The organism is Halalkalibacter oceani (assembly GCF_023715605.1).
Lineage (GTDB): Bacteria > Bacillota > Bacilli > Bacillales > Bacillaceae_D > Halalkalibacter > Halalkalibacter oceani.
In genome coordinates, this window is record NZ_JAMBOL010000011.1 from 109990 (window position 1) to 130878 (window position 20889).

General features: G+C 47.3%; 19 protein-coding genes. All 19 read left to right on the forward strand.

The annotated features are described in order from the left end of the window. Positions 1-11 precede the first annotated feature (11 nt). The 19 genes from M3202_RS13200 (at position 12) to coaE (ending at position 20665) form a co-directional block, all read left to right on the forward strand. Entirely contained in the window at positions 12-677 is a 666-nt protein-coding gene (locus M3202_RS13200) for a FadR/GntR family transcriptional regulator (RefSeq protein ID WP_251223806.1), read from the forward strand. Between the two features lie 58 nt (positions 678-735). Beyond that, the gene (accD, locus tag M3202_RS13205) at positions 736-1581 is read left to right on the forward strand and encodes an acetyl-CoA carboxylase, carboxyltransferase subunit beta (protein WP_251223807.1); all 846 of its coding nucleotides are present in this window, start codon (positions 736-738) and stop codon (positions 1579-1581) included. 18 nt (positions 1582-1599) lie between these two features. Beyond that, the gene (accA, locus tag M3202_RS13210) at positions 1600-2577 is read left to right on the forward strand and encodes an acetyl-CoA carboxylase carboxyl transferase subunit alpha (protein ID WP_251223808.1); all 978 of its coding nucleotides are present in this window, start codon (positions 1600-1602) and stop codon (positions 2575-2577) included. Beyond that, positions 2570-2812, forward strand: coding sequence for a hypothetical protein (locus tag M3202_RS13215; RefSeq protein WP_251223809.1), 243 nt, complete (start codon positions 2570-2572; stop codon positions 2810-2812). The genes accA and M3202_RS13215 overlap by 8 nt, the downstream gene beginning before the upstream one ends. 51 nt (positions 2813-2863) lie before the next feature. Then, complete coding sequence (pfkA, locus tag M3202_RS13220; protein WP_251192380.1) at positions 2864-3823, forward strand: 6-phosphofructokinase; 960 nt, start codon at positions 2864-2866, stop codon at positions 3821-3823. A gap of 25 nt (positions 3824-3848) precedes the next feature. Then, entirely contained in the window at positions 3849-5603 is a 1755-nt protein-coding gene (gene pyk, locus M3202_RS13225) for a pyruvate kinase (RefSeq protein WP_251223810.1), read from the forward strand. 97 nt (positions 5604-5700) lie between these two features. Further along, positions 5701-6099 carry an FxsA family protein gene (locus tag M3202_RS13230; RefSeq protein ID WP_251223811.1) on the forward strand — a complete coding sequence of 133 codons (399 nt, stop codon included), beginning with the start codon at positions 5701-5703 and terminating at the stop codon, positions 6097-6099. A 125-nt stretch (positions 6100-6224) separates the two neighbouring features. Further along, positions 6225-6698 (forward strand): DUF441 domain-containing protein, encoded by a 474-nt coding sequence (locus M3202_RS13235; protein ID WP_251192383.1) that lies wholly within the window; start codon positions 6225-6227, stop codon positions 6696-6698. 216 nt (positions 6699-6914) lie between these two features. Beyond that, entirely contained in the window at positions 6915-8030 is a 1116-nt protein-coding gene (gene citZ, locus M3202_RS13240; RefSeq protein ID WP_251223812.1) for a citrate synthase, read from the forward strand. A gap of 90 nt (positions 8031-8120) precedes the next feature. After that, the gene (icd, locus tag M3202_RS13245; protein ID WP_251223813.1) at positions 8121-9383 is read left to right on the forward strand and encodes an NADP-dependent isocitrate dehydrogenase; all 1263 of its coding nucleotides are present in this window, start codon (positions 8121-8123) and stop codon (positions 9381-9383) included. A gap of 53 nt (positions 9384-9436) precedes the next feature. Then, on the forward strand, positions 9437-10381 hold the full coding sequence (mdh, locus tag M3202_RS13250; RefSeq protein ID WP_251223814.1) for a malate dehydrogenase: 945 nt from the start codon (positions 9437-9439) through the stop codon (positions 10379-10381). 306 nt (positions 10382-10687) lie between these two features. After that, positions 10688-11422, forward strand: coding sequence for a response regulator transcription factor (locus M3202_RS13255; RefSeq protein ID WP_251223815.1), 735 nt, complete (start codon positions 10688-10690; stop codon positions 11420-11422). Then, positions 11409-13190 (forward strand): two-component system histidine kinase PnpS, encoded by a 1782-nt coding sequence (pnpS, locus tag M3202_RS13260; RefSeq protein ID WP_251223816.1) that lies wholly within the window; start codon positions 11409-11411, stop codon positions 13188-13190. The genes M3202_RS13255 and pnpS overlap by 14 nt, the downstream gene beginning before the upstream one ends. Before the next feature lie 328 nt (positions 13191-13518). After that, the gene (hflK, locus tag M3202_RS13265) at positions 13519-14472 is read left to right on the forward strand and encodes an FtsH protease activity modulator HflK (RefSeq protein ID WP_251223817.1); all 954 of its coding nucleotides are present in this window, start codon (positions 13519-13521) and stop codon (positions 14470-14472) included. Further along, positions 14473-15408 carry a protease modulator HflC gene (gene hflC / locus M3202_RS13270; protein ID WP_251223818.1) on the forward strand — a complete coding sequence of 312 codons (936 nt, stop codon included), beginning with the start codon at positions 14473-14475 and terminating at the stop codon, positions 15406-15408. It abuts the gene before it with no gap. Between the two features lie 475 nt (positions 15409-15883). Further along, entirely contained in the window at positions 15884-18514 is a 2631-nt protein-coding gene (polA, locus tag M3202_RS13275; protein ID WP_251223819.1) for a DNA polymerase I, read from the forward strand. Positions 18515-18526: 12 nt separating this feature from the next. After that, the gene (gene mutM, locus M3202_RS13280; protein WP_251223820.1) at positions 18527-19354 is read left to right on the forward strand and encodes a DNA-formamidopyrimidine glycosylase; all 828 of its coding nucleotides are present in this window, start codon (positions 18527-18529) and stop codon (positions 19352-19354) included. Positions 19355-19417: 63 nt separating this feature from the next. After that, entirely contained in the window at positions 19418-20053 is a 636-nt protein-coding gene (ytaF, locus tag M3202_RS13285; RefSeq protein ID WP_251223821.1) for a sporulation membrane protein YtaF, read from the forward strand. Positions 20054-20065: 12 nt separating this feature from the next. After that, a complete protein-coding gene (gene coaE / locus M3202_RS13290) occupies positions 20066-20665 on the forward strand; it encodes a dephospho-CoA kinase (RefSeq protein ID WP_285890470.1) in 600 nt (199 codons plus the stop codon). Positions 20666-20889: the final 224 nt, after the last annotated feature.

The following is a 20889-nucleotide window of genomic DNA, read 5'->3' on the forward strand; positions in this document are numbered from 1 at the left end:
GGGATGACATTATGTCATCAGGACAGCCGAAGGTATACGTAGAAATCATCAAAAAAATTAATCAAATTATCCAGCATGATCAGTTAACGAGTGGAGATAAGCTTCCTTCTGAAAGAGAACTGAGCGACCGACTTGATGTTGGTCGCTCCTCTGTCAGAGAGGCGCTGCGAGCGCTTGAACTGCTTGATTTAATTGAGACAAGGCGCGGGGAAGGTACCTTTATTAAACCGGCTGGCAGCTTTCAATTAATTGACATTATTTTATCTTTTTTATTGAAAAGTGAAAGTGCTAAGCAGGATCTGAGCGAAACGAGAAGAATTGTCGAAGTGGAAGCACTGCGCTTGGCCTGTGAACGAATGGATGAAGAAGCAATTGAACGCCTGAACAGTCTGATCAATGAAGCGAAAGAAGAGTGGGCTCATGGTGATCTGCCGGTGGAAGAGGATTATTTATTTCATAAAACGATCGTCGCTTCCTGCCAAAATCAGCTTCTGCTTAATCTATGGATGGCATTGGTCGAGTACAACAAGGTGGCGATTGAACAATCGTTGAAACGGGCAGGAAGAATGAGCGCTTCTATTGCCGAACATGAAGAGATTTATCAGGCGCTTAAAGGAAGAGACAGCGAAGCAGCAATTGCGGCGATGAAACGTCATTTGCAAAATAGCCGTTTTTGATTGAGCTGTTTCGTTTTAGATCATAGATTACGAAAGCTTAAGCGAGCGAGGTGGAAAAATGCTTAAGGATTTTTTAAAGAAAAAAAAGCGGTATGCGACAATCCCTTCTGAGCGTGCCAAGCAGGAAGTGCCGGAAGGCTTAATGACGAAGTGTCCCGCTTGCAGAACGATTATGTATACGAAAGAATTGAAAAAGAATTTATATGTGTGCGACACATGCGGTCATCATCACCGTATGGCAGCCTATGACCGGATGAATAGTATATTTGACAGTGGTACGTTCGTTGAATTTAATCAGAATATGACGAGCCTTAACCCTTTAGGCTTTGATGCCTATGAAGAAAAGCTTGAAGCGGACCGCAAGAAAACCGGCATCAATGAAGCGGTCGTGACAGGCGAAGGGCAAATTGGCGGTTTTGGCGCCGTGGCAGCTGTTATGGATGCCCGCTTCCGGATGGGAAGCATGGGGTCGGTTGTCGGTGAAAAAATCACGTTGGCTGTAGAGCGGGCAATTGACAAGAAACTGCCGTTTATCCTGTTTTCCGCTTCCGGTGGAGCAAGAATGCAGGAGGGGGTTCTTAGCTTGATGCAAATGGCGAAAACAAGTGCCGCCCTGCAGAAATTACATCGTGAGGGTGGGCTTTTTATTTCCATCATGACGCATCCGACAACAGGCGGGGTGTCAGCGAGCTTCGCTTCATTGGGTGATTATAATTTCGCCGAACCGAAAGCGCTGATCGGCTTTGCCGGACGACGCATTATTGAACAGACGATTCGCCAGGAGCTGCCTGATGATTTCCAGACCGCGGAGTTCCTGCTTAAGCATGGCCAGCTTGATCGTGTTGTTCCGCGTCTGGAGATGAAAGAAACACTTCGAAATATATTGGATATTCACGCTTCATAACAAAGGAGGTGCTCAAGCATGGCGAGTGAACTAGGTTTTGAGAAGCCGATTACCGAATTGAAGAATAAAATCAGTGAGCTTCGGCATTTCACCGAAGAAAAAGATATCGATTTAACCGATGAAATTGTAAAACTGGAAAGACGATTGCAGAAGCTGGAGGAAGAGATTTACGGCAATTTGCAGCCTTGGGAGCGGGTTCAGCTGGCCCGCCATAGCGAGCGGCCGACGACGTTGGATTATATCGAGCATTTGTTTACCGACTTTCTTGAACTCCATGGCGACCGCTTATTTGGCGATGATGAGGCGATTGTCGGTGGCATCGCGAAATTTCACGGGAGACCGGTCACGGTGATTGGTCATCAGCGTGGAAAAGATACAAAAGAAAACATTCGCCGCAACTTCGGAATGCCTCATCCTGAAGGGTACCGGAAAGCGCTGCGCTTAATGAAACAGGCTGAGAAGTTTAATCGGCCGATTTTTTGCTTTATCGATACAAAAGGAGCCTACCCTGGAAAGGCTGCTGAAGAGCGTGGTCAAAGTGAAGCGATTGCCAGAAACCTGCTTGAAATGGCCGGATTGAAGGTGCCTGTTATTTGCGTCGTGATTGGGGAAGGCGGCAGTGGCGGAGCGCTGGCGTTAGGTGTCGGCAATCATGTTCATATGCTCGAGAATTCGACCTATTCCGTTATTTCGCCGGAAGGGGCAGCGGCTCTCCTTTGGAAGGATGCTTCGCTGGCGCAAAAGGCGGCAGAATCAATGAGAATTACAGCGCCGGATTTAAAAGAATTAGGGATTATTGATGAAATTATCCATGAAGTTAAGGGCGGTGCCCATAAAGACGTCAAGCGACAGGCAGAAGCGATAGACGACGTATTGACGGCTTCTCTGACAGCATTATCGAAGCTGTCTGAAGAAGAACTAATAGAAAATCGCTATGAAAAGTACAAAAAAATTGGAGAATACGGGCTTGTAAACGATGTCATGCCTGTTGAATAAAGGAGAGGGTGTTCTAAAAGTGCTGGCTTTTGGGACACCCTCTATGTGCTATCCAGGGCCGCTGAAAAGCTTTGAAAGCTGTGCGGGGCGTAGCTTTCAGGCAGTAGAGAAGCCGATTGGCGCCGTCTCCTCTTTTGATGGCTCGCTCAATCATCTGTATTGTGTTCCGGCGGTGAAAATGGTATTTTTTTTAATTGAGAGCAAGATACTATTACAAGTCCAAAAAGTAGGGTAAGGGGAAAGAAGAACAAACACTTTGCCAAAACAAGTCGAGGGGGTACATAGAATGAAACGTATCGGAGTTCTGACAAGCGGGGGCGATTCTCCAGGAATGAACGCTGCCATTCGGGCTGTCGTGCGGAAAGCGATTTATCATGAGGTGGAAGTATATGGCGTCTCTTACGGATATGCCGGTTTAATCGAGGGTGATATTAAGAAGATGGAGCTCGGCTCTGTAGGCGATATCATCCATCGCGGCGGCACGATTTTATATACAGCACGCTGTGAAGAGTTTAAAACAGAAGAAGGACAAAAAAAGGCGATCGCCCAGCTGGAGAAGTTTGGGATTGAAGGGCTTGTCGTGATCGGCGGAGACGGTTCATACCGCGGGGCGCAAAAATTAACCGAGCACGGATTTCCAACGATCGGTGTCCCAGGAACGATTGACAACGATATTCCGGGGACGGATTTCACAATCGGGTTTGACACGGCGTTAAACACCGTCATTGATGCGATAGATAAAATCCGCGATACGGCAACTTCGCATGAACGTACATATGTGATCGAAGTCATGGGACGGCATGCCGGTGATTTGGCGCTTTGGTCGGGGCTTGCTGATGGGGCGGAAACAATCGTGATTCCGGAAGCAGACTATGACTTTGACGCGATTATCTCCCGATTAAAACGTGGACAAGACCGGGGGAAGAAGCATAGTATTATTGTTGTAGCGGAAGGAGTCGGAAGCGGATTTGAGTTCGGCCGCAGCATACAGGAAGCAACGAAGATGGAGACGCGTGTTACTGTGCTCGGCCATATCCAGCGCGGCGGCTCACCAACCGGCTTTGACCGTGTACTGGCAAGCCGGCTCGGGGCTAAAGCGGTTGACCTGCTGCTTGATGGGAAAGCTGGTGTAACTGTCGGAATTCAGCGTAATGAACTAGTCTACCATGATATAAACGAAGCTTTATCCCGTCCGCATACAATTGACCAGGAGATGTACAAGCTCTCACAGGAGTTATCGATTTAAACAATGACTATTTTAGGAGGCTAATATGCGAAAAACGAAGATTGTATGTACGATTGGACCGGCGAGTGAATCGATCGATAAGCTTGTTGCCCTTATTGAAGCTGGTATGAATGTCGCCAGGCTGAATTTTTCACACGGTGATTTTGCGGAGCACGGGGCGCGGATTGAAAATATTCGTGAAGCAGAGAAGCGCACCGGGCAAAAAGTAGCGATCCTGCTTGATACGAAGGGACCGGAAATCCGGACGCAAACATTGGAGGGGGGAGTAGCCGAACTGAAGGCGGGTGAAACATTAATCATTTCCATGACAGAGGTAGTTGGAAATGCGGAGAAGATTTCGATCACGTATCCGGGGTTAATCGACGATGTTCACCCAGGTTCGAAAATTCTTCTCGATGACGGACTGATCGGCTTGGAGGTCGTGGAAATCCGTGACGAGGAAATTGTTACGAAGATCTTAAACAGCGGGACATTGAAAAACAAAAAGGGCGTCAACGTGCCGAATGTCAGCGTGAACTTGCCGGGGATTACCGAAAAGGATGCGGCTGATATTAAGTTCGGAATTGAGCAGGGGGTTGACTTTATCGCGGCTTCGTTTGTCCGCCGTGCAACCGACGTGCTGGAAATCCGTGAGCTTCTTGAACGACATAATGGGACGGATATTCATATTATCCCGAAGATTGAAAATCAGGAAGGTGTCGACAATATCAACGAAATTTTAGAAGTGTCAGACGGGTTGATGGTCGCCCGTGGGGATCTCGGTGTTGAAATCCCTGCCGAGGAAGTGCCTCTTGTACAGAAGCAGTTGATCAAAAAATGTAACTACGCCGCAAAGCCGGTTATCACGGCAACACAAATGCTTGACTCGATGCAGCGTAACCCGCGCCCGACAAGAGCGGAAGCCAGTGATGTTGCCAACGCGATCTTTGATGGAACAGACGCGATCATGCTATCGGGTGAAACGGCGGCCGGTGATTATCCGGTTGAATCCGTGCAGACGATGAACAACATTGCGCGACGGACCGAGGAAGCATTGAATTATGAAGCGATGCTGCGTAAGAAAACGAAGGAAGCGAATATCACGATTACGAGCGCGATTGGCCAATCGGTCGCCCATACTGCCTCTAATCTGTCAGCGGCTGCTATTTTATCGGCGACTGAGAGCGGTTATACAGCAAGAATGGTTTCAAAATACCGCCCGAAATCGCCAATTGTTGCCGTCACGAGCAACGAGCGCGTCATCCGCAGGCTGAACCTCGTGTGGGGTGTCTATCCTGTTCTTGGCAAAGAAGCAGCTTCCACCGATGAAATGCTGGAATCGACTGTGGAATCCGCAGTATCGTCAGGGATGGTGGCACAAGGTGATTTGGTCGTCATCACGGCGGGGGTACCGGTCGGGGAAACGGGAACAACAAATATTATGAAGGTCCATGTTATTGGCGAGGTCGTTGCCAAAGGCCAGGGGATCGGCCGGCGGACGGCATCAGGGAAAGTAGTGGTGGCGAGAAACGCTTTTGAGGCCAATGAGAAAATGAAAGAAGGCTCAATCCTTGTTACGTACAGTACTGATAAGGATATGATTCCGGCATTTGAAATGGCCGCGGCCGTGATCACCGAAGAAGGTGGACTGACTTCTCACGCGGCGGTCGTCGGTCTTAACTTGAGTACCCCTGTCATTGTCGGAGTCGAAGGGGCAATGGAGCTGTTTGAAGATGGGGAGGAAATTACAGTAGACAGTGCGCGCGGCGATATTTATCGTGGCCATACGAGCGTGCTTTAAGCGGAATTAGAAAGTTTGTCTCAAGTAAGCCGAATGTCTGTTGAGACAAACTTTTTTCCTTAACAGGAAATGAGGTTGGCGGAAGGAGGAAGCTCAGATGTTTCGGTTCCTGTTGTTGCTTATTATTGTTGTGCCCGCGCTTGAAATCGCGGTGTTGCTCCTATCAGGACGAACGATTGGTGTCTGGCCGACGATTCTTCTGATTATCGCAACTGGAATACTAGGGGCATGGCTGGCGAAGAGGGAAGGACTACAGGCGATCAGGCTCGCTCAAATGCAGGCGCAGCAAGGGCAAGTGCCAAGCGGGGTCATGCTTGACGGGATCTGTATTCTTATCGGCGGGCTCGTGTTGCTCACTCCGGGATTTATTACGGATGCCATCGGTTTCTTTTTGCTTATTCCGCAAACGAGAACGGTTGCGAAAGCACTGCTGCTGAAAATATTTCATCGTCTCATCAAAAATGGAAACTTTATTATTATGAGTAATCGAAGGTAACAGAAGCTGGGCGGTTATGGCGAATCATGTAGGATTATGGTATGATGAACAGGCATTGCTATGGATGTTGGAACGGCCTATGCGGGATGAGGCAGATTTGTTTTAGGAAGAAGGTTGATTGTTTTTTGTTCTCACAGGCGTCGATTTTTATGCTTATTTTGTTGGCGATCGCCATCATGGCGAAAAACCAGTCTTTAATTGTTGCTGTTGTTTGCCTGTTGCTTTTGAAATGGGTAGGTTTAGGAGATAAAGTCTTTCCTTTTATTCAGCAAAAGGGAATTAATATTGGAGTCACGGTCATTACGATTGCCGTTTTAACGCCGATTGTTACCGGTGAGATCGGGTTTAAGCAGCTTGGGGAAGCGGTGCGTTCCTCTTATGCCTGGATTGCGCTCGGAGCCGGAATCCTTGTTGCGTTAATCGCAGCCAGTGGAATTGATTTATTGCGGACAGATCCGCATATTACGACGGCTCTCGTTTTTGGAACGATTCTCGCTGTGACATTATTCAATGGAGTTGCGGTCGGGCCATTAATTGGTGCCGGCATTGCATATTTGGCTATGAGAGCGGTTGAATTTTTTTCAAAGCTCGGCGGCTAATGCGAAGAAAAGCGGCTTCATCCAGGTAAAGCGGGCAAAGTGATCGGATTGTCGAGAATTAGTTTAACGTAAAACGTTCACAAAAGCGTAATAAATCGGTATAATGGACTGTGTCAACATCTTCCTACATAGCAGCGCTTATGTTTACTGGTTGTAAATGTAAGCATTTACTAGTTCGGGGAAAAGGAAGAACATTAGAGAAAAGGAGAGGTTAATGTGAGTACAACTCGTGGTCTAGAGGGTATTGTAGCAACGACTTCAAGTGTTAGTTCAATAATTGATAGTGTCCTGACCTATCAAGGGTACGACATTGATGATTTAGCAGATAATGCGAGTTTTGAAGAGGTAATTTACCTCCTTTGGAATGGCGACTTACCAAAAAAGGATGAGCTTACTCAGTTTACACAGCAGCTGGCTGACCATGCAGAAATTCCAAATGAGATCATCGAGCAGATGAAAGCACTTCCGTTAGACAAAGTCCATCCAATGGCTGCATTGCGTACGGCTGTTTCAAGTCTGGCATTATTTGATGAACAAGCTGATGTGATGGAAGAGGAAGCAAATCGCCTCAAAGCGGTTAAAATTCAAGCTCAGATCCCGACGATCGTGGCAGCTTTCTCGCGTTTACGGGACGGTCTTGAGCCGGTGTCTCCGCGCAACGACTTAAGCTTCGCCGCTAACTTCTTATATATGTTAACTGGCGAAGAGCCTGATGAAATTGCTGTGAATGCCTTGAATAAAGCACTTGTTTTACATGCAGATCATGAGTTGAATGCTTCCACATTTACAGCGCGTGTATGCGTGGCAACCTTATCTGATGTTTATTCCGGGATGACAGCAGCCATTGGCGCTTTAAAAGGTCCTCTCCACGGTGGAGCAAATGAAGGTGTGATGAAGATGCTGACGGAGATCGACACGATTGAAAATGTTGAGCCTTACATCCGTAAAGCATTGGATAATAAAGAAAAGATTATGGGCTTTGGTCACCGCGTCTATAAAAATGGCGACCCGCGTGCGAAACATTTGCGCGAAATGTCCAAACGTCTAACTGAAATTACCGGCGAACCAAAATGGTATGAAATGTCTGTTAAAATTGATAAGATGATCACCGAGGAAAAAGGGCTGTTGCCTAACGTCGATTTTTATTCGGCGAGCGTCTATCATTCCTTGGGGTTTGCGCATGATCTTTTCACTCCGATCTTCGCCGTAAGCCGGACATCAGGCTGGCTTGCCCACATTCTGGAGCAGTATAGCAACAACAGACTAATTCGTCCGCGCGCTGAATATGTTGGTCACGATAAGCGCTCTTACGTGCCGGTCGAACAACGTTAATCGCGTACAGCAGGAGGAGCAACTCCCTCCTTGTACATAGCATTTTTTCATTCCTTGCTGTTTTACAATATATGAAGGAGGTCATTAAATATGGCAGAAGTAATCAAAGTGAATAATGGTGTTCTTGAAGTACCAAATAACCCGATTGTCCCGTTCATCGAGGGAGATGGAACTGGTCCTGACATTTGGGCGGCAGCTTCCAGAGTATTGGATGCGGCAGTTGAGAAAGCATACAATGGCGAAAAGAAAATCGAATGGAAAGAAATTCTTGCCGGTGAAAAGGCATTTAATCAAACGGGTGAATGGTTACCTGAAGAAACACTTGATGCAGTTCGCAAGTATATTATCGCGATTAAAGGGCCATTAACGACTCCAATCGGCGGCGGAATCCGCTCATTAAACGTTGCCCTTCGTCAGGAGCTTGACCTTTATGTATGTCTTCGTCCGGTTCGTTATTTCAAAGGTGTTCCTTCACCGGTAAAACGTCCTGAAGATACAGACATGGTCATTTTCCGTGAAAACTCTGAAGATATTTACGCAGGTATTGAGTACAAAGAAGGCTCAGACGAAGTGAAGAAGCTTATCGATTTCCTTCAAAACGAAATGGGTGTAACGAAAATCCGCTTCCCTGAAACGTCTGGTATCGGAATTAAGCCAGTTTCTGAGCAAGGAACAGACCGACTGGTTCGTGCAGCGATTCAGTATGCGATTGATGAAGGCCGCAAGAGCGTGACGCTTGTGCATAAAGGGAACATCATGAAGTTTACTGAAGGAGCCTTCAAAAACTGGGGATATGAAGTGGCTGAGCGCGAGTTTGGCGATAAAGTATTCACATGGGCTCAATACGACAAGATTGCCGAAGCAGAAGGAAAAGACGCGGCAAATAAAGCACAGGCAGATGCCGAAGCAGCTGGAAAGATCATCGTCAAGGATTCAATCGCCGACATTTTCTTACAGCAAATTCTTACTCGTCCAAAAGAGTTCGATGTTGTCGCTACGATGAACTTGAATGGTGACTACATTTCTGATGCGCTTGCGGCACAAGTTGGCGGAATCGGTATTGCACCTGGTGCGAACATCAACTATGCAACAGGACACGCTATTTTTGAAGCGACTCACGGTACAGCACCGAAATATGCCGGACTTGATAAAGTAAACCCTTCATCCGTTCTTCTTTCCGGTGAGTTAATGCTTCGTCACCTTGGCTGGACAGAAGCGGCTGATCTGATTATGGCGTCAATGGATAAAACGATTGCCAGCAAGGTCGTCACATATGACTTCGCCCGTCTGATGGATGGCGCAACAGAAGTATCATGCTCTGGTTTTGCAGATGAATTAATTAAGAACCTTTAATCAGGAAACGGATAAGAGGTTAGATTATTAAATAAAAATTGGAGTGGATGCAGATGGCAATAAAGCGTCGCAAGATTTCAGTCATTGGCGGTGGATTTACTGGAGCTACAACAGCTCTGATGGTTGCCCAAAAAGAGCTTGGAGACGTCGTGTTATTAGATATTCCACAAATGGAAGGCCCGACAAAAGGAAAGGCATTGGATATGCTTGAATCGACTCCTGTTCAAGGAATCGATTCAGCGATTGTCGGAACTTCAAATTATGAAGATACAAAGGACTCAGATGTCGTTGTTATTACGGCGGGGATTGCTCGTAAGCCGGGAATGAGCCGCGATGATCTGGTCAATACAAATGCGGGAATTATGAAGGCCGTAACGAGAGAAGTTGTGAAGTACTCGCCGAATTGTTATATCATCGTCTTAACGAATCCGGCTGATGCGATGACATATACGGTTTACAAAGAGTCCGGCTTCCCGAAAAACCGGGTTATCGGCCAATCCGGAGTGCTTGATACAGCCCGTTTCCGGACATTTGTCGCCCAGGAGCTTAACTTGTCGGTAGAAGATATTAGCGGCTTTGTCCTTGGCGGGCATGGCGATGATATGGTTCCGCTTATCCGCTATTCCTATGCCGGTGGCATTCCACTGGAGAAGCTGATTCCACAGGACCGTCTTGATGCAATCGTCGAGCGGACACGCAAAGGCGGCGGTGAAATCGTCGGCTTGCTCGGAAACGGCAGTGCCTACTACGCGCCTGCTGCTTCACTTACACAAATGGTGGAAGCGATCATTAAGGATAAAAAGCGTGTCATTCCGACAATTGCTTACCTTGAAGGCGAGTATGGCTACGAAGACATTTATGCCGGTGTTCCAACGATTCTCGGTGGAGATGGAATTGAAAAGGTGATTGAGCTTGAATTAACTGAGGATGAAAAAGCGGCTCTCGCCAAATCGATTCAATCGATCCGTAACGTTATGGAAGCATTGCCGAAAGAGTAGGTAGAAAACAAGGATCACGGTTGAAGGCTCGTGCAGAAAGAAACGATGCACCTTCCAATTACATGAAGAGAGGTTGTCTTAGAAGCGTTCGCTTTCAGGCAGCCTCTCTTTTTTTGAAATTCACAGCAACCGATTGGCTTCGCGCCGTCTCCTGAGGGAGAAGAGAGCGTTTTCTTAGAAAAAAGCTGTTCTAACAAGGAAAAGCAGTCTCTTTTTTGATATACTATTAAAAAAGGATGAAGAGGGAAAACCGTTACAACTATTAACGTAAACTTTGGGGGAAGTTTACGTTTGGAGGATGGAATGATGTCACAGCGTATATTGGTAGTGGATGATGAAGAATCAATCGTTACATTATTGCAATTCAATCTGGAGCAGTCAGGATATGATGTCACTACGGCAATGGATGGGGCTACAGCATTGAAGCTCGCCAGTTCGGAGCCATTTGATTTGATCGTTCTTGATCTCATGCTACCAGAGCTAGACGGTATTGAGGTATGCAAGCAGCTTCGTCAGCAAAAGATTTTGACGCCGATTTTAATGCTGACGGCAAAGGATGATGAATTCGATAAAGTACTGGGTCTTGAGCTCGGTGCTGATGATTATATGACAAAGCCGTTTAGCCCGCGTGAGGTTGTTGCCCGAGTCCGTGCTATTTTACGAAGAGTCGAGCAGCAGTCGTCTTTATCGCAAAAGGAAGAAACTGCGAAAGAGGCTGTTACTGTCCTGACATGCGGAGAGGTTGAAATTTACCCGGATAACTACGAAGTGCATTACCAGAACCAGGTGCTCGAGCTGACCCCGAAGGAATTTGAACTATTGCTCTATTTGGCGAACCATAAGGGCCGGGTGCTTACGCGTGATCAGTTGTTAAATGCCGTATGGGATTATGAATTTGTCGGCGATACGCGAATTGTCGACGTTCATATTAGCCATTTGCGTGAAAAAATAGAACCAAACACAAAAAAACCGATTTATATTAAGACCATTCGCGGACTTGGTTATAAATTAGAGGAACCACAGCTCCATGCTAAGACTTAGATTCAGGCTTGTTCTTGCGGTCGTCAGTATCACATTAATCGTCATGGCGAGTCTAAGCTTTATTATTGGACAGCTTTACGAGGATTTTTATTTAAACAGCCTGACCGAACGGCTGAAAAAAGAAGCTGATTTAACGGCGTATATGCTGGCGAAGGAGGATCTTGCTTCAGAGGAGATTCAGCAGCTGGCGATTGATTTTTCCGAGGAGCTGCAGGCTAGGGTGACGATTATTCTGGCTGATGGCTCGGTCGTCGGCGAGTCGGAAACGGACCCGGCGTTAATGGACAGGCATGATTTAAGACCTGAAATCCGGGCGATCCTGGCGGGGGAAGAAGGCAGAAGTATTCGTTTTAGTGAAACGGTGAAAGAAGAACTGCTCTACTACGCGGTTCCGATTGTCGATGATCAAAATGAAGAAATCGGCTTCGTCCGGCTCGGGCTTCCGACGACAACGCTGGCTGAGATGAATCAGACGATTTGGGGCATTTTGGCGATCAGCTTTTCCGTTGCTTTTATTATTATTGTCGCGGTCACTTATCGCGTCGCGAACCAGATGATTTCTCCGATTGAAAGTGCAACCGCGGTAGCCAATGAGCTGGCTGAAGGGAATTATAAAGCACGGACGTCAGAAGGCAGAAAAGATGAGATCGGCCAGCTGACCCGTTCCATCAATGTACTTGCCCATAATTTGGAGCAAATGACAACCCGCTATCAAACACAGCAGGAGCGGCTAGAGACATTAATTGAGAATATGGGAAGCGGACTGATTCTGATCAACGTCCGCGGGGATATTACGTTAATGAACCGGACTTGCCGTGATATTTTTCAGGAGAATACCGACTTATGGATCAATCAGCTTTATCATGATGTCATTAAACATAAAGAACTGAATAAAATCGTCCAGGCGATTTTTATTACGGAGAAAAAACAGAGAAAGCAAGTCCATTTTGTCGTTCAGCAGGAAATCAGGCATTTCGATATTTATGCCGCGCCGATTATGAGCCGGAATGACCGTTTGACCGGGATTGCTCTTGTCCTCCACGATATTACCGAGTTGAAAAAGCTTGAGCAGGTCAGGAAGGATTTTGTCGCCAATGTCTCCCATGAATTAAAAACGCCGGTTACGTCGATTAAAGGATTTAGTGAGACCTTGCTTGATGGGGCAATGGAGACCGCTCCATTACGGGAGAAGTTTTTAAATATCATTTATAAGGAAAGCGAACGTCTTCAAGGATTAATTCATGATCTTCTTGAGCTGTCGCGGATTGAGCAGCAGTATTTTGAATTGAACTGGCAGCCGACGAATGTCGAGCGCGTGATTGAGGATGTTATTGTCATTTTAAAGGAAAAGGCGGAGGAGAAGGGGATCTCACTTTTGCTTCATACACAGGGGGACAGCCAAATGGAAGGTGACCCGGAACGGATGAAGCAAATTGTCATTAACCTGGTCAACAATGCGATCACCTACACCCCGGATGGTGGGCAAATTGATCTTTTCCTTCATGGAAAGGAAAGCGCGGTTGAATTGCTTGTGCAGGATACAGGTGTCGGCATCAGTGAAAAAGAAATTCCGCGTATTTTTGAACGCTTTTATCGTGTGGACCGGGCAAGGAGCCGGAATTCCGGAGGGACCGGCTTAGGGCTGGCAATAGTCAAACATCTCGTGGAAGCCCATCACGGCAGCATTCATGTGACAAGCAAGCCTGGAGAGGGTACATGCTTCAGCTTGACGTTTCCCCGTACACAGGAAGAAGAACAATCGGTTTAAGGCTTTACAAACTTTTTACATGATGTTCATTCCTGCTTAACCTTTGTTTTCTAAAATAAAGACTGAACGGTTTTATCATGCTTGACAAAGAGGACTCCTTTTTGTGAAGTTGTTACATCCCCTTAGGCAGGACGGAAGCACCCCCTTTAGCTTCCGTCCTTTTTTTCGTTCTTGCCGACAATTTACAATTTCTTTCTACCCAATTCTTCAGTTCTTTGTACTATAATGAATAAGAATGTGAGAAAAGGGTGAGGAATCTTCAAAAAGAATGAAACCTTTATTTTTGCATACTCGTAAATAGAGGTAGAAAGAATGGAAGGATGATAAGATGACGATTAAGCAACTGTTGGTAGGGTTTGTTTCGTTAATTGGAATTGCCATTTTAGCTTTATTTTTAATTACTGGCTGGTATATTGTCGACGAGTCAGAGCAAGCTGCCCTGATTACCTTTGGTAAGGTGGACGAAACGATTACAGAACCCGGTCTTAAATTTAAAATGCCTTGGCCGATTCAAAAAGTGGAGATTTTATCCCGGGGTACATATAACCTTCAAGTAGGTTATCAAGAAAATGAAGGTGAACTGATTGAATTTACGAATGAGGCCAAAATGATTACGGGCGATGAAAATATTTTATTTGCTGATTTGGCCGTCCAATGGCGGATTACCGATCCGGAGCAATTTCTATACAGTACGGAGGATCCACAGGAAGTGCTCTACAATGCAACTTCTGCTTCATTACGCGGGGTTATCGGCAGCTCGAATATAGATGATGCGCTGACCGATCAGCGTCCAGAAATCGAAGCGAAGGTTTTCGAAAATCTCGTTGAATTGCTGGAAGTGTACCAGATCGGCGTGAGCATTCAGGATGTGAAGCTTCAGGACGTTGAGCTTCCGACTGAAGAAGTGCGCCGCGCCTTTACGGAAGTGACTGACGCGCGTGAAGAGCGTTTAACAAAGATTAATGAAGCGACGAAGTACCGCAATCAAGAGATTAATGTCGCCGAAGGGGAAAAGGACGCGATTATGTCCAGGGCAGAAGGAACGCGTACCGAGCGAATTGAGCGGGCCCGTGGGGATGTCGCCCGATTTGAGGCGCTTTATGATGAGTATTTAGTCAACCCTGAAGTCACACGCCAGCGGCTTGTGCTGGAGACTCTGGAAAATGTATTGCCGTCTACAGAAATTTATATTATGGACAGCAACGGGGATACAGTAAGTTATTTACCGATTCGACCGCTTGAGCGGCGCGCGGAAGCTGCTGCAGAAGGAGGAACGAACTAAATGAGCGATGAAAACATTGTCGATTTAAATGAACGCCGTCCTAACGGAGAATGGCGTAAATATATTAAGCTTGCGGCAATTGCTGCTGTGTTAATTGCCATTTTGGCGATCATTATCAGCAACCTCTTCATTGTCGAAGAAGGCGAATATAAGGTAGTTAGACAGTTCGGGGAGGTCGTGCGGATCGAAGACGAGCCGGGATTAAACTATAAGCTGCCATTCATTCAATCGGTGACGACATTACCGAAATATCAGATGGTGTATGATATTCCTCCCGCTGAAATCAACACGCGTGATAAAAAGCGGATGCTCGCCGATCATTATGCGATTTGGAAAATTGACAACCCGCAAATGATGATCGCCAATGCCCGCACTTTGGAGCAGGCAGAAGCGATCATGGGTGAATTGATTTTCTCCGCGATTCGGGCGGAGCTCGGGCAGCTCGATTTTGATGAAATTATCAACGAAGAGATGACGCCGACTAGAGGAAACTTTAATGAACTCGTGCTTAACCGGGTGAATGAAGCTCTTGAACGAAACAATTACGGCATTCTTTTAACGGATGTCAGAATGAAACGAACAGATTTACCTACTGAGAATGAAGAAGCGGTTTACCGCCGGATGATATCGGAACGTCATTCGACAGCTCAGGAGTATTTGGCGCAAGGGGAAGCAGAAGCGAACCGGATTCAAGCCAATACCGACCGGGAAGTGAAAGAAATGATTGCGACGGCGACAGCAGACGCCAATGAAATCATCGGGGAAGGGGAAGCAGAAGCCGCGCGCATTTACAATGACGCATTCGGCCGCGACCCGGAATTTTACCAGCTGTACCGCACTCTCCAATCCTATGAAACAACAATCGGCGACGACACCGTCATCGTACTACCGGCCGACTCCCCCTACGCCCGCATCCTGATGGGGTATATTGATTAAGAGTTTTTGCCAAAAGGGTGGTTTTTGCCCTTTTGGCAAAAACTCGAAGTAGTGAGCGAAGTCTGCGCGAGGGTTTAAAAGTCGCTACCGAAGCGGGTTTCTTCGGTAGCGACTTTGCGCAGAACGAAGCCACAACTAGCTTTGAGCCAAGGAAGAAAGGTTGGATTTTGCCCTTTTGGCAAAAACTCGAAGTAGTGAGCGAAGTCTGCGCGAGGTTTTAAAAAGTCGCTACCGAAGGGGGTTTCTTCGGTAGCGACTTTGCGCAGAACGAAGCCACAACTAGCTTTGAGCCAAGGAATGGTTTTTCCATGGCGCCAGGGCGGAGTCCTTGCCAAGGGAAAGGTTGGAGTTTTTCAAAATTCAGGGGCGTGTTAAAAGGAAAGCAAATCCTTTTGACACGCCCTCTTTTTCTCATTTTTACGCGCCTATGCTACAATAGAAGCAGCGAAAATTGAAACAGAGAGGAGCCTTTCGATTGAAGAAGCTCATATTAATAGATGGAAACAGCATTGCGTATCGCGCTTTTTTTGCTTTGCCTTTGTTAAATAATGACAAAGGTGTTTATACAAATGCTGTTTACGGTTTTACAACGATGCTGTTGAAAATCATTGAAGAAGAGAAGCCGACGCATATGCTCGTCGCCTTTGACGCGGGCAAAACGACATTCCGTCATCAAACCTACAGTGAATATAAGGGTGGCCGGCAGAAGACGCCGCCTGAGCTGTCCGAACAGTTTCCTTTAGTGAGAGAACTGCTTGATGCCTTTAACATCGCCCGTTATGAAGCTGATAATTACGAAGCGGATGACATTATCGGAACATTAGCGAAGCAGGCGGCAGGAAAAGACTGGGAAGTAAAGATTTTTTCAGGTGATAAAGATTTGCTGCAGCTCGTATCGGAACGAATTACGGTTGCCTTGACGAAAAAAGGAATTACTCAAGTTGACTATTACGATCAAGCATTGCTCGACGAAAAATACGGCATAACAGCTGAACAAATTATCGACATGAAAGGTCTGATGGGAGATAGCTCCGACAATATTCCCGGAGTGCCGGGGATTGGGGAAAAGACGGCGCTTAAGCTGTTAAAGGAGTTTGGTACGGTAGAAAAGGTGCTTTCCTCGATCGATCAAATTTCAGGCAAGAAGATGAAGGAACGGCTTGAAGAGCATAAAGAGCAGGCTTTGATGAGCAAAGAGCTGGCGACGATTTACACGGAGGTGCCTTACGAGAAGGAACTGGAAGAGCTGCGATTCGGCGATTACGATTCGAAGCAGGTTGTCGCTCTGCTGAAGGAGCTTGATTTTTCATCGCTGCTGGCGAAATTTGACTACGACGACCCGCAGGAAGAGGAAAAAGAGCTTGCTGCGCTCGACTATGAGACCGTTAGTCAAATTGAAGAAAGACATTTGACGAGTCCGGCGGCATTAATTGTAGAAGTATTGCAGGAAAATTATCATCAGGCTGAAATCGAAGGAATCGCCATCTCAAACAAAGAAGGTCATTTTTTCGTGCCGACAGAGGCAGCCTTACAGTCGGAGCTGTTCCGCAAATGGGCGAAGGATGCAACAGCGAAAAAGTGGGTCTTTGACGCAAAGCGGACGGTTGTCGTGCTCGGCTGGCGTGATTTGCTGCTTGAAGGAATTGATTTCGACGTGCAAATGGCTTCTTATTTGCTTGATCCGTCGCTCTCCTCCCATGAAATAACCGATGTGGCGAGGCGGAAGGGGATCGAGGATGTGCAGGAAGATGAACTCGTATACGGGAAGGGAGCGAAGCTGAAAGTGCCGGAGCAGGACAAGCTTGGTCTGCACCTTGCCCGCAAAGCGCACGCGCTTTATCAGCTCAAACCGCTGCTGGAAGAAGAGCTGCAGAAGAACGAGCAGGAGAAGCTTTACCGCGAGCTCGAAATGCCGCTTTCCGTTATCCTCGGTCATATGGAAACGACCGGTGTGAAGGTTGATACGGAGCAATTGAAGGCGATGGGCGAAGATCTGGAAGGCAGACTTCAGGAGCTTGAGCAGACGATTCATCAGCTTGCCGGTGTTGCTTTCAATATTAATTCGCCGAAGCAGCTCGGGGAAATTTTGTTTGAAAAGCTCGGGCTGCCGCCAATCAAGAAAACAAAGACCGGGTATTCGACTTCAGCTGATGTATTGGAAAAGCTGGCGCCCCAGCACGAGATTGTTGAGCATATTTTACATTACAGACAGCTTGGCAAATTAAGCTCGACGTATATTGAAGGACTGCTTAAAGTGACGCGGAAGGAAACAGGGAAAGTCCATACCCGCTTCAACCAGGCTTTGACGCAGACGGGCCGGTTAAGCTCAACCGATCCGAATTTGCAAAACATCCCGATCCGTCTGGAGGAAGGACGGAAAATCCGCAAAGCCTTCGTGCCGTCTGAACAAGGCTGGAAGATCGTCGCTGCCGATTATTCGCAAATTGAACTGCGCGTCTTAGCGCATATTTCCAAGGATGATCGGTTGATCGAAGCGTTCCGGAAGGACATGGATATTCACACAAAAACAGCGATGGATGTCTTTCATGTCGAAAAAGAGGAAGTGACGGCCAATATGCGACGGAGCGCGAAAGCCGTGAATTTCGGCATCGTATATGGAATCAGTGATTACGGATTGTCGCAAAGCCTCGGTATTACGAGAAAAGAAGCGGCCTCCTTTATTGAGCGCTATTTTGCAAGCTACCCGAAGGTAAAAGAATATATGGACACTATCATCGAAGAAGGAAGGGAGAAAGGCTATGTGTCGACCCTTCTGCAGCGGCGCCGCTATTTGCCGGATTTGACAAGCCGTAATTTCAATAAACGCAGCTTTGCCGAACGGACGGCGATGAATACGCCGATTCAGGGAACGGCTGCCGATATTATTAAAAAGGCGATGATTGATATGGCCGCCGCGCTCGATGATAAGAAGCTGAAGACGCGCATGCTGCTGCAAGTGCATGATGAATTGATTTTTGAAGTGCCGGAAGCGGAGCTGGACGAGGTGATGAAGCTCGTTCCGGATGTGATGGAACAGGCGATGGAGCTTGCGGTTCCGTTGAAAGCCGATGTGTCATTCGGCGATACATGGTATGACGCGAAGTAAGGAGAGAGAAGGATGCCGGAACTACCAGAGGTTGAAACAGTCAGAAGAACATTGGAAACACTCGTTTTAAACAAAACGATTGACGCCGTCGAGGTGAGATGGGCGAATATTATTAAGCAGCCACGCGAGGTTGAGCAGTTTCAGGATGCCTTAGTGGGCCAGACGATTCGTGCGATGAAGCGAAGAGGGAAGTTTTTGCTGTTTATGCTGGATGAACTGACACTTGTCTCTCACTTGCGGATGGAAGGGCGCTACGGGCTTTATCAGGCGACCGATGAGGTGCTGCCACATACTCATGTCCTGTTCACCTTTACCGACGGGACTGAGCTTCGTTATCAGGATGTGCGGAAGTTTGGGACGATGCACATTTTTAAAAAGGGTGAAGAGGAGGGAGCGCTGCCTCTTTCGCAGCTCGGAATTGAGCCGTTGTCGGATCGGTTTACAGCGGCGCTTTTATATGAAGCAACCCGACATAAAAACAGGTCAATAAAAGTGTTCTTGCTTGATCAAAAAACAGTGGTCGGACTTGGAAATATTTACGTCGATGAAGCGTTGTTTCGCGCTGGCCTTCATCCTGAAAGAACGGCGGCTTCCTTAACGGAGGAAGAGATTGTCCGGCTTCATCAGGCGATTATTGCGACATTGCAGGATGCCGTCGAGCAGGGAGGAAGCTCGATCAAGTCCTATGTCAACGGCCAAGGAGAGATGGGAATGTTCCAACAGCAGCTGCAAGTATATGGAAGAAAAGATGAAGCTTGCGTCCGCTGCGGGACTGCCATTAGCAAAACGGTTGTTGGCGGACGAGGAACGCATTTCTGCGCAAACTGTCAAAAAAAGTAACGTACATCGAATAGGCCCCTGCCATATACTATCATAGCGTTGAAAAGGAAGGGGCTTATCACGATGATTGAAATAGTTTCCTTATTGACTCTTGCCCTTGCCGTTAGTCTTGACAGCTTTGGTGTCGGATTAACCTACGGGTTGCGTAAAATGAAGCTTCCTTGGCGATCCTTGCTGTTTATTGCGGCGTGTTCGGCTGTTTCGATTTTGGTTGCGATGTTTTTTGGTACGATCATGGAAGCCTACCTCTCGCCGGAGGTGGCAGGGTCTATTGGAGGAATCATTTTAATAACGATAGGAGCCTGGGCCCTTTATCAAGTCTATAGGCCAGCGAAAAACACTGAAAAAACAAAAGAAGATGAAGTCATTCTCAACTTTGAAATTAAAGTGCTCGGTGTCGTGATACGCATTTTACGGAAACCGATGATTGCCGATTTTGACAATTCGGGGACGATTAACGGACCTGAGGCGTTACTGCTCGGAATTGCGCTATCCCTCGATGCTTTTGGAGCAGGACTTGGCGCTGCGCTGATCGGCTTTTCTCCTGTCTGGATGGCGATCAGCGTCGCCGGTATGAGCGCGTTGTTTATTACGCTTGGGATGAGAAGCGGCTACCGCTTTTCTGATTCACGATGGTTGAAGAAATTTTCATTTTTGCCTGGTCTATTGTTGATTACATTAGGGGTGTGCAGCTTGTAAGGAGGATGCGTGTTGTTTATTGGCTTAACAGGTGGAATTGCCAGCGGGAAATCAACGGTCAGTGCGATGCTGCGTTCTTATTCGATTCCGGTCATTGACGCCGATCAGGCGGCGCGCGAGGTTGTCGAGCCGGGAACGGAAACGCTGGCGCGGATTGTCGATCATTTCGGCCCGGATGTGTTGAATAAGGATGGAACACTTGCGCGAAAAAAGCTCGGGGCGATTATTTTTCAGGATGAGGCCGAGCGGAAGGTGCTGAACGGGATCATTCACCCGGCTGTCAGGAAGCGGATGGCCGAATGGAAGGACGATTATCTCGCTCAAGGGGAGACGACAATCGTGTACGACATTCCGCTTCTGTTTGAAAGTGAGCTATTTTACTTAGTTGATAAAGTGCTGCTTGTTTATGTTGATCAACAGACGCAGCTTTCCCGGCTGATGGCGCGTGACCAGGCGGGGGAAAGCGACGCGCGTAAACGAATCGCGTCGCAAATGCCCTTGGAGGAAAAGCGTAAGCAGGCGGACGCGGTTGTTGACAATTCAGGGTCGAAAGAGGAGACTGAGGCACAGCTGAAAGAAATTTTGCGGCGATGGGGAGTCAGCGTGTCCTGACAGCTCAGTTCAGGTTAGTGGAGCCGGTTAAAAGGCGATTTGCCCTTTTTACCGGCTCTTTTTTTCGTTATGGAACGACTGGAAGTCATTCGATTTCTTTTGGTGTGCCCGGCATGTGCATGGGCTATAGGGTTCAAGTCCCGAGCAGTGAAGGTCACTGTAACTGTTAGCCAACGACAAGGGTGTCTAGGGTGACCTAGAATCTGAAGGAAGTCCGAGGCAAA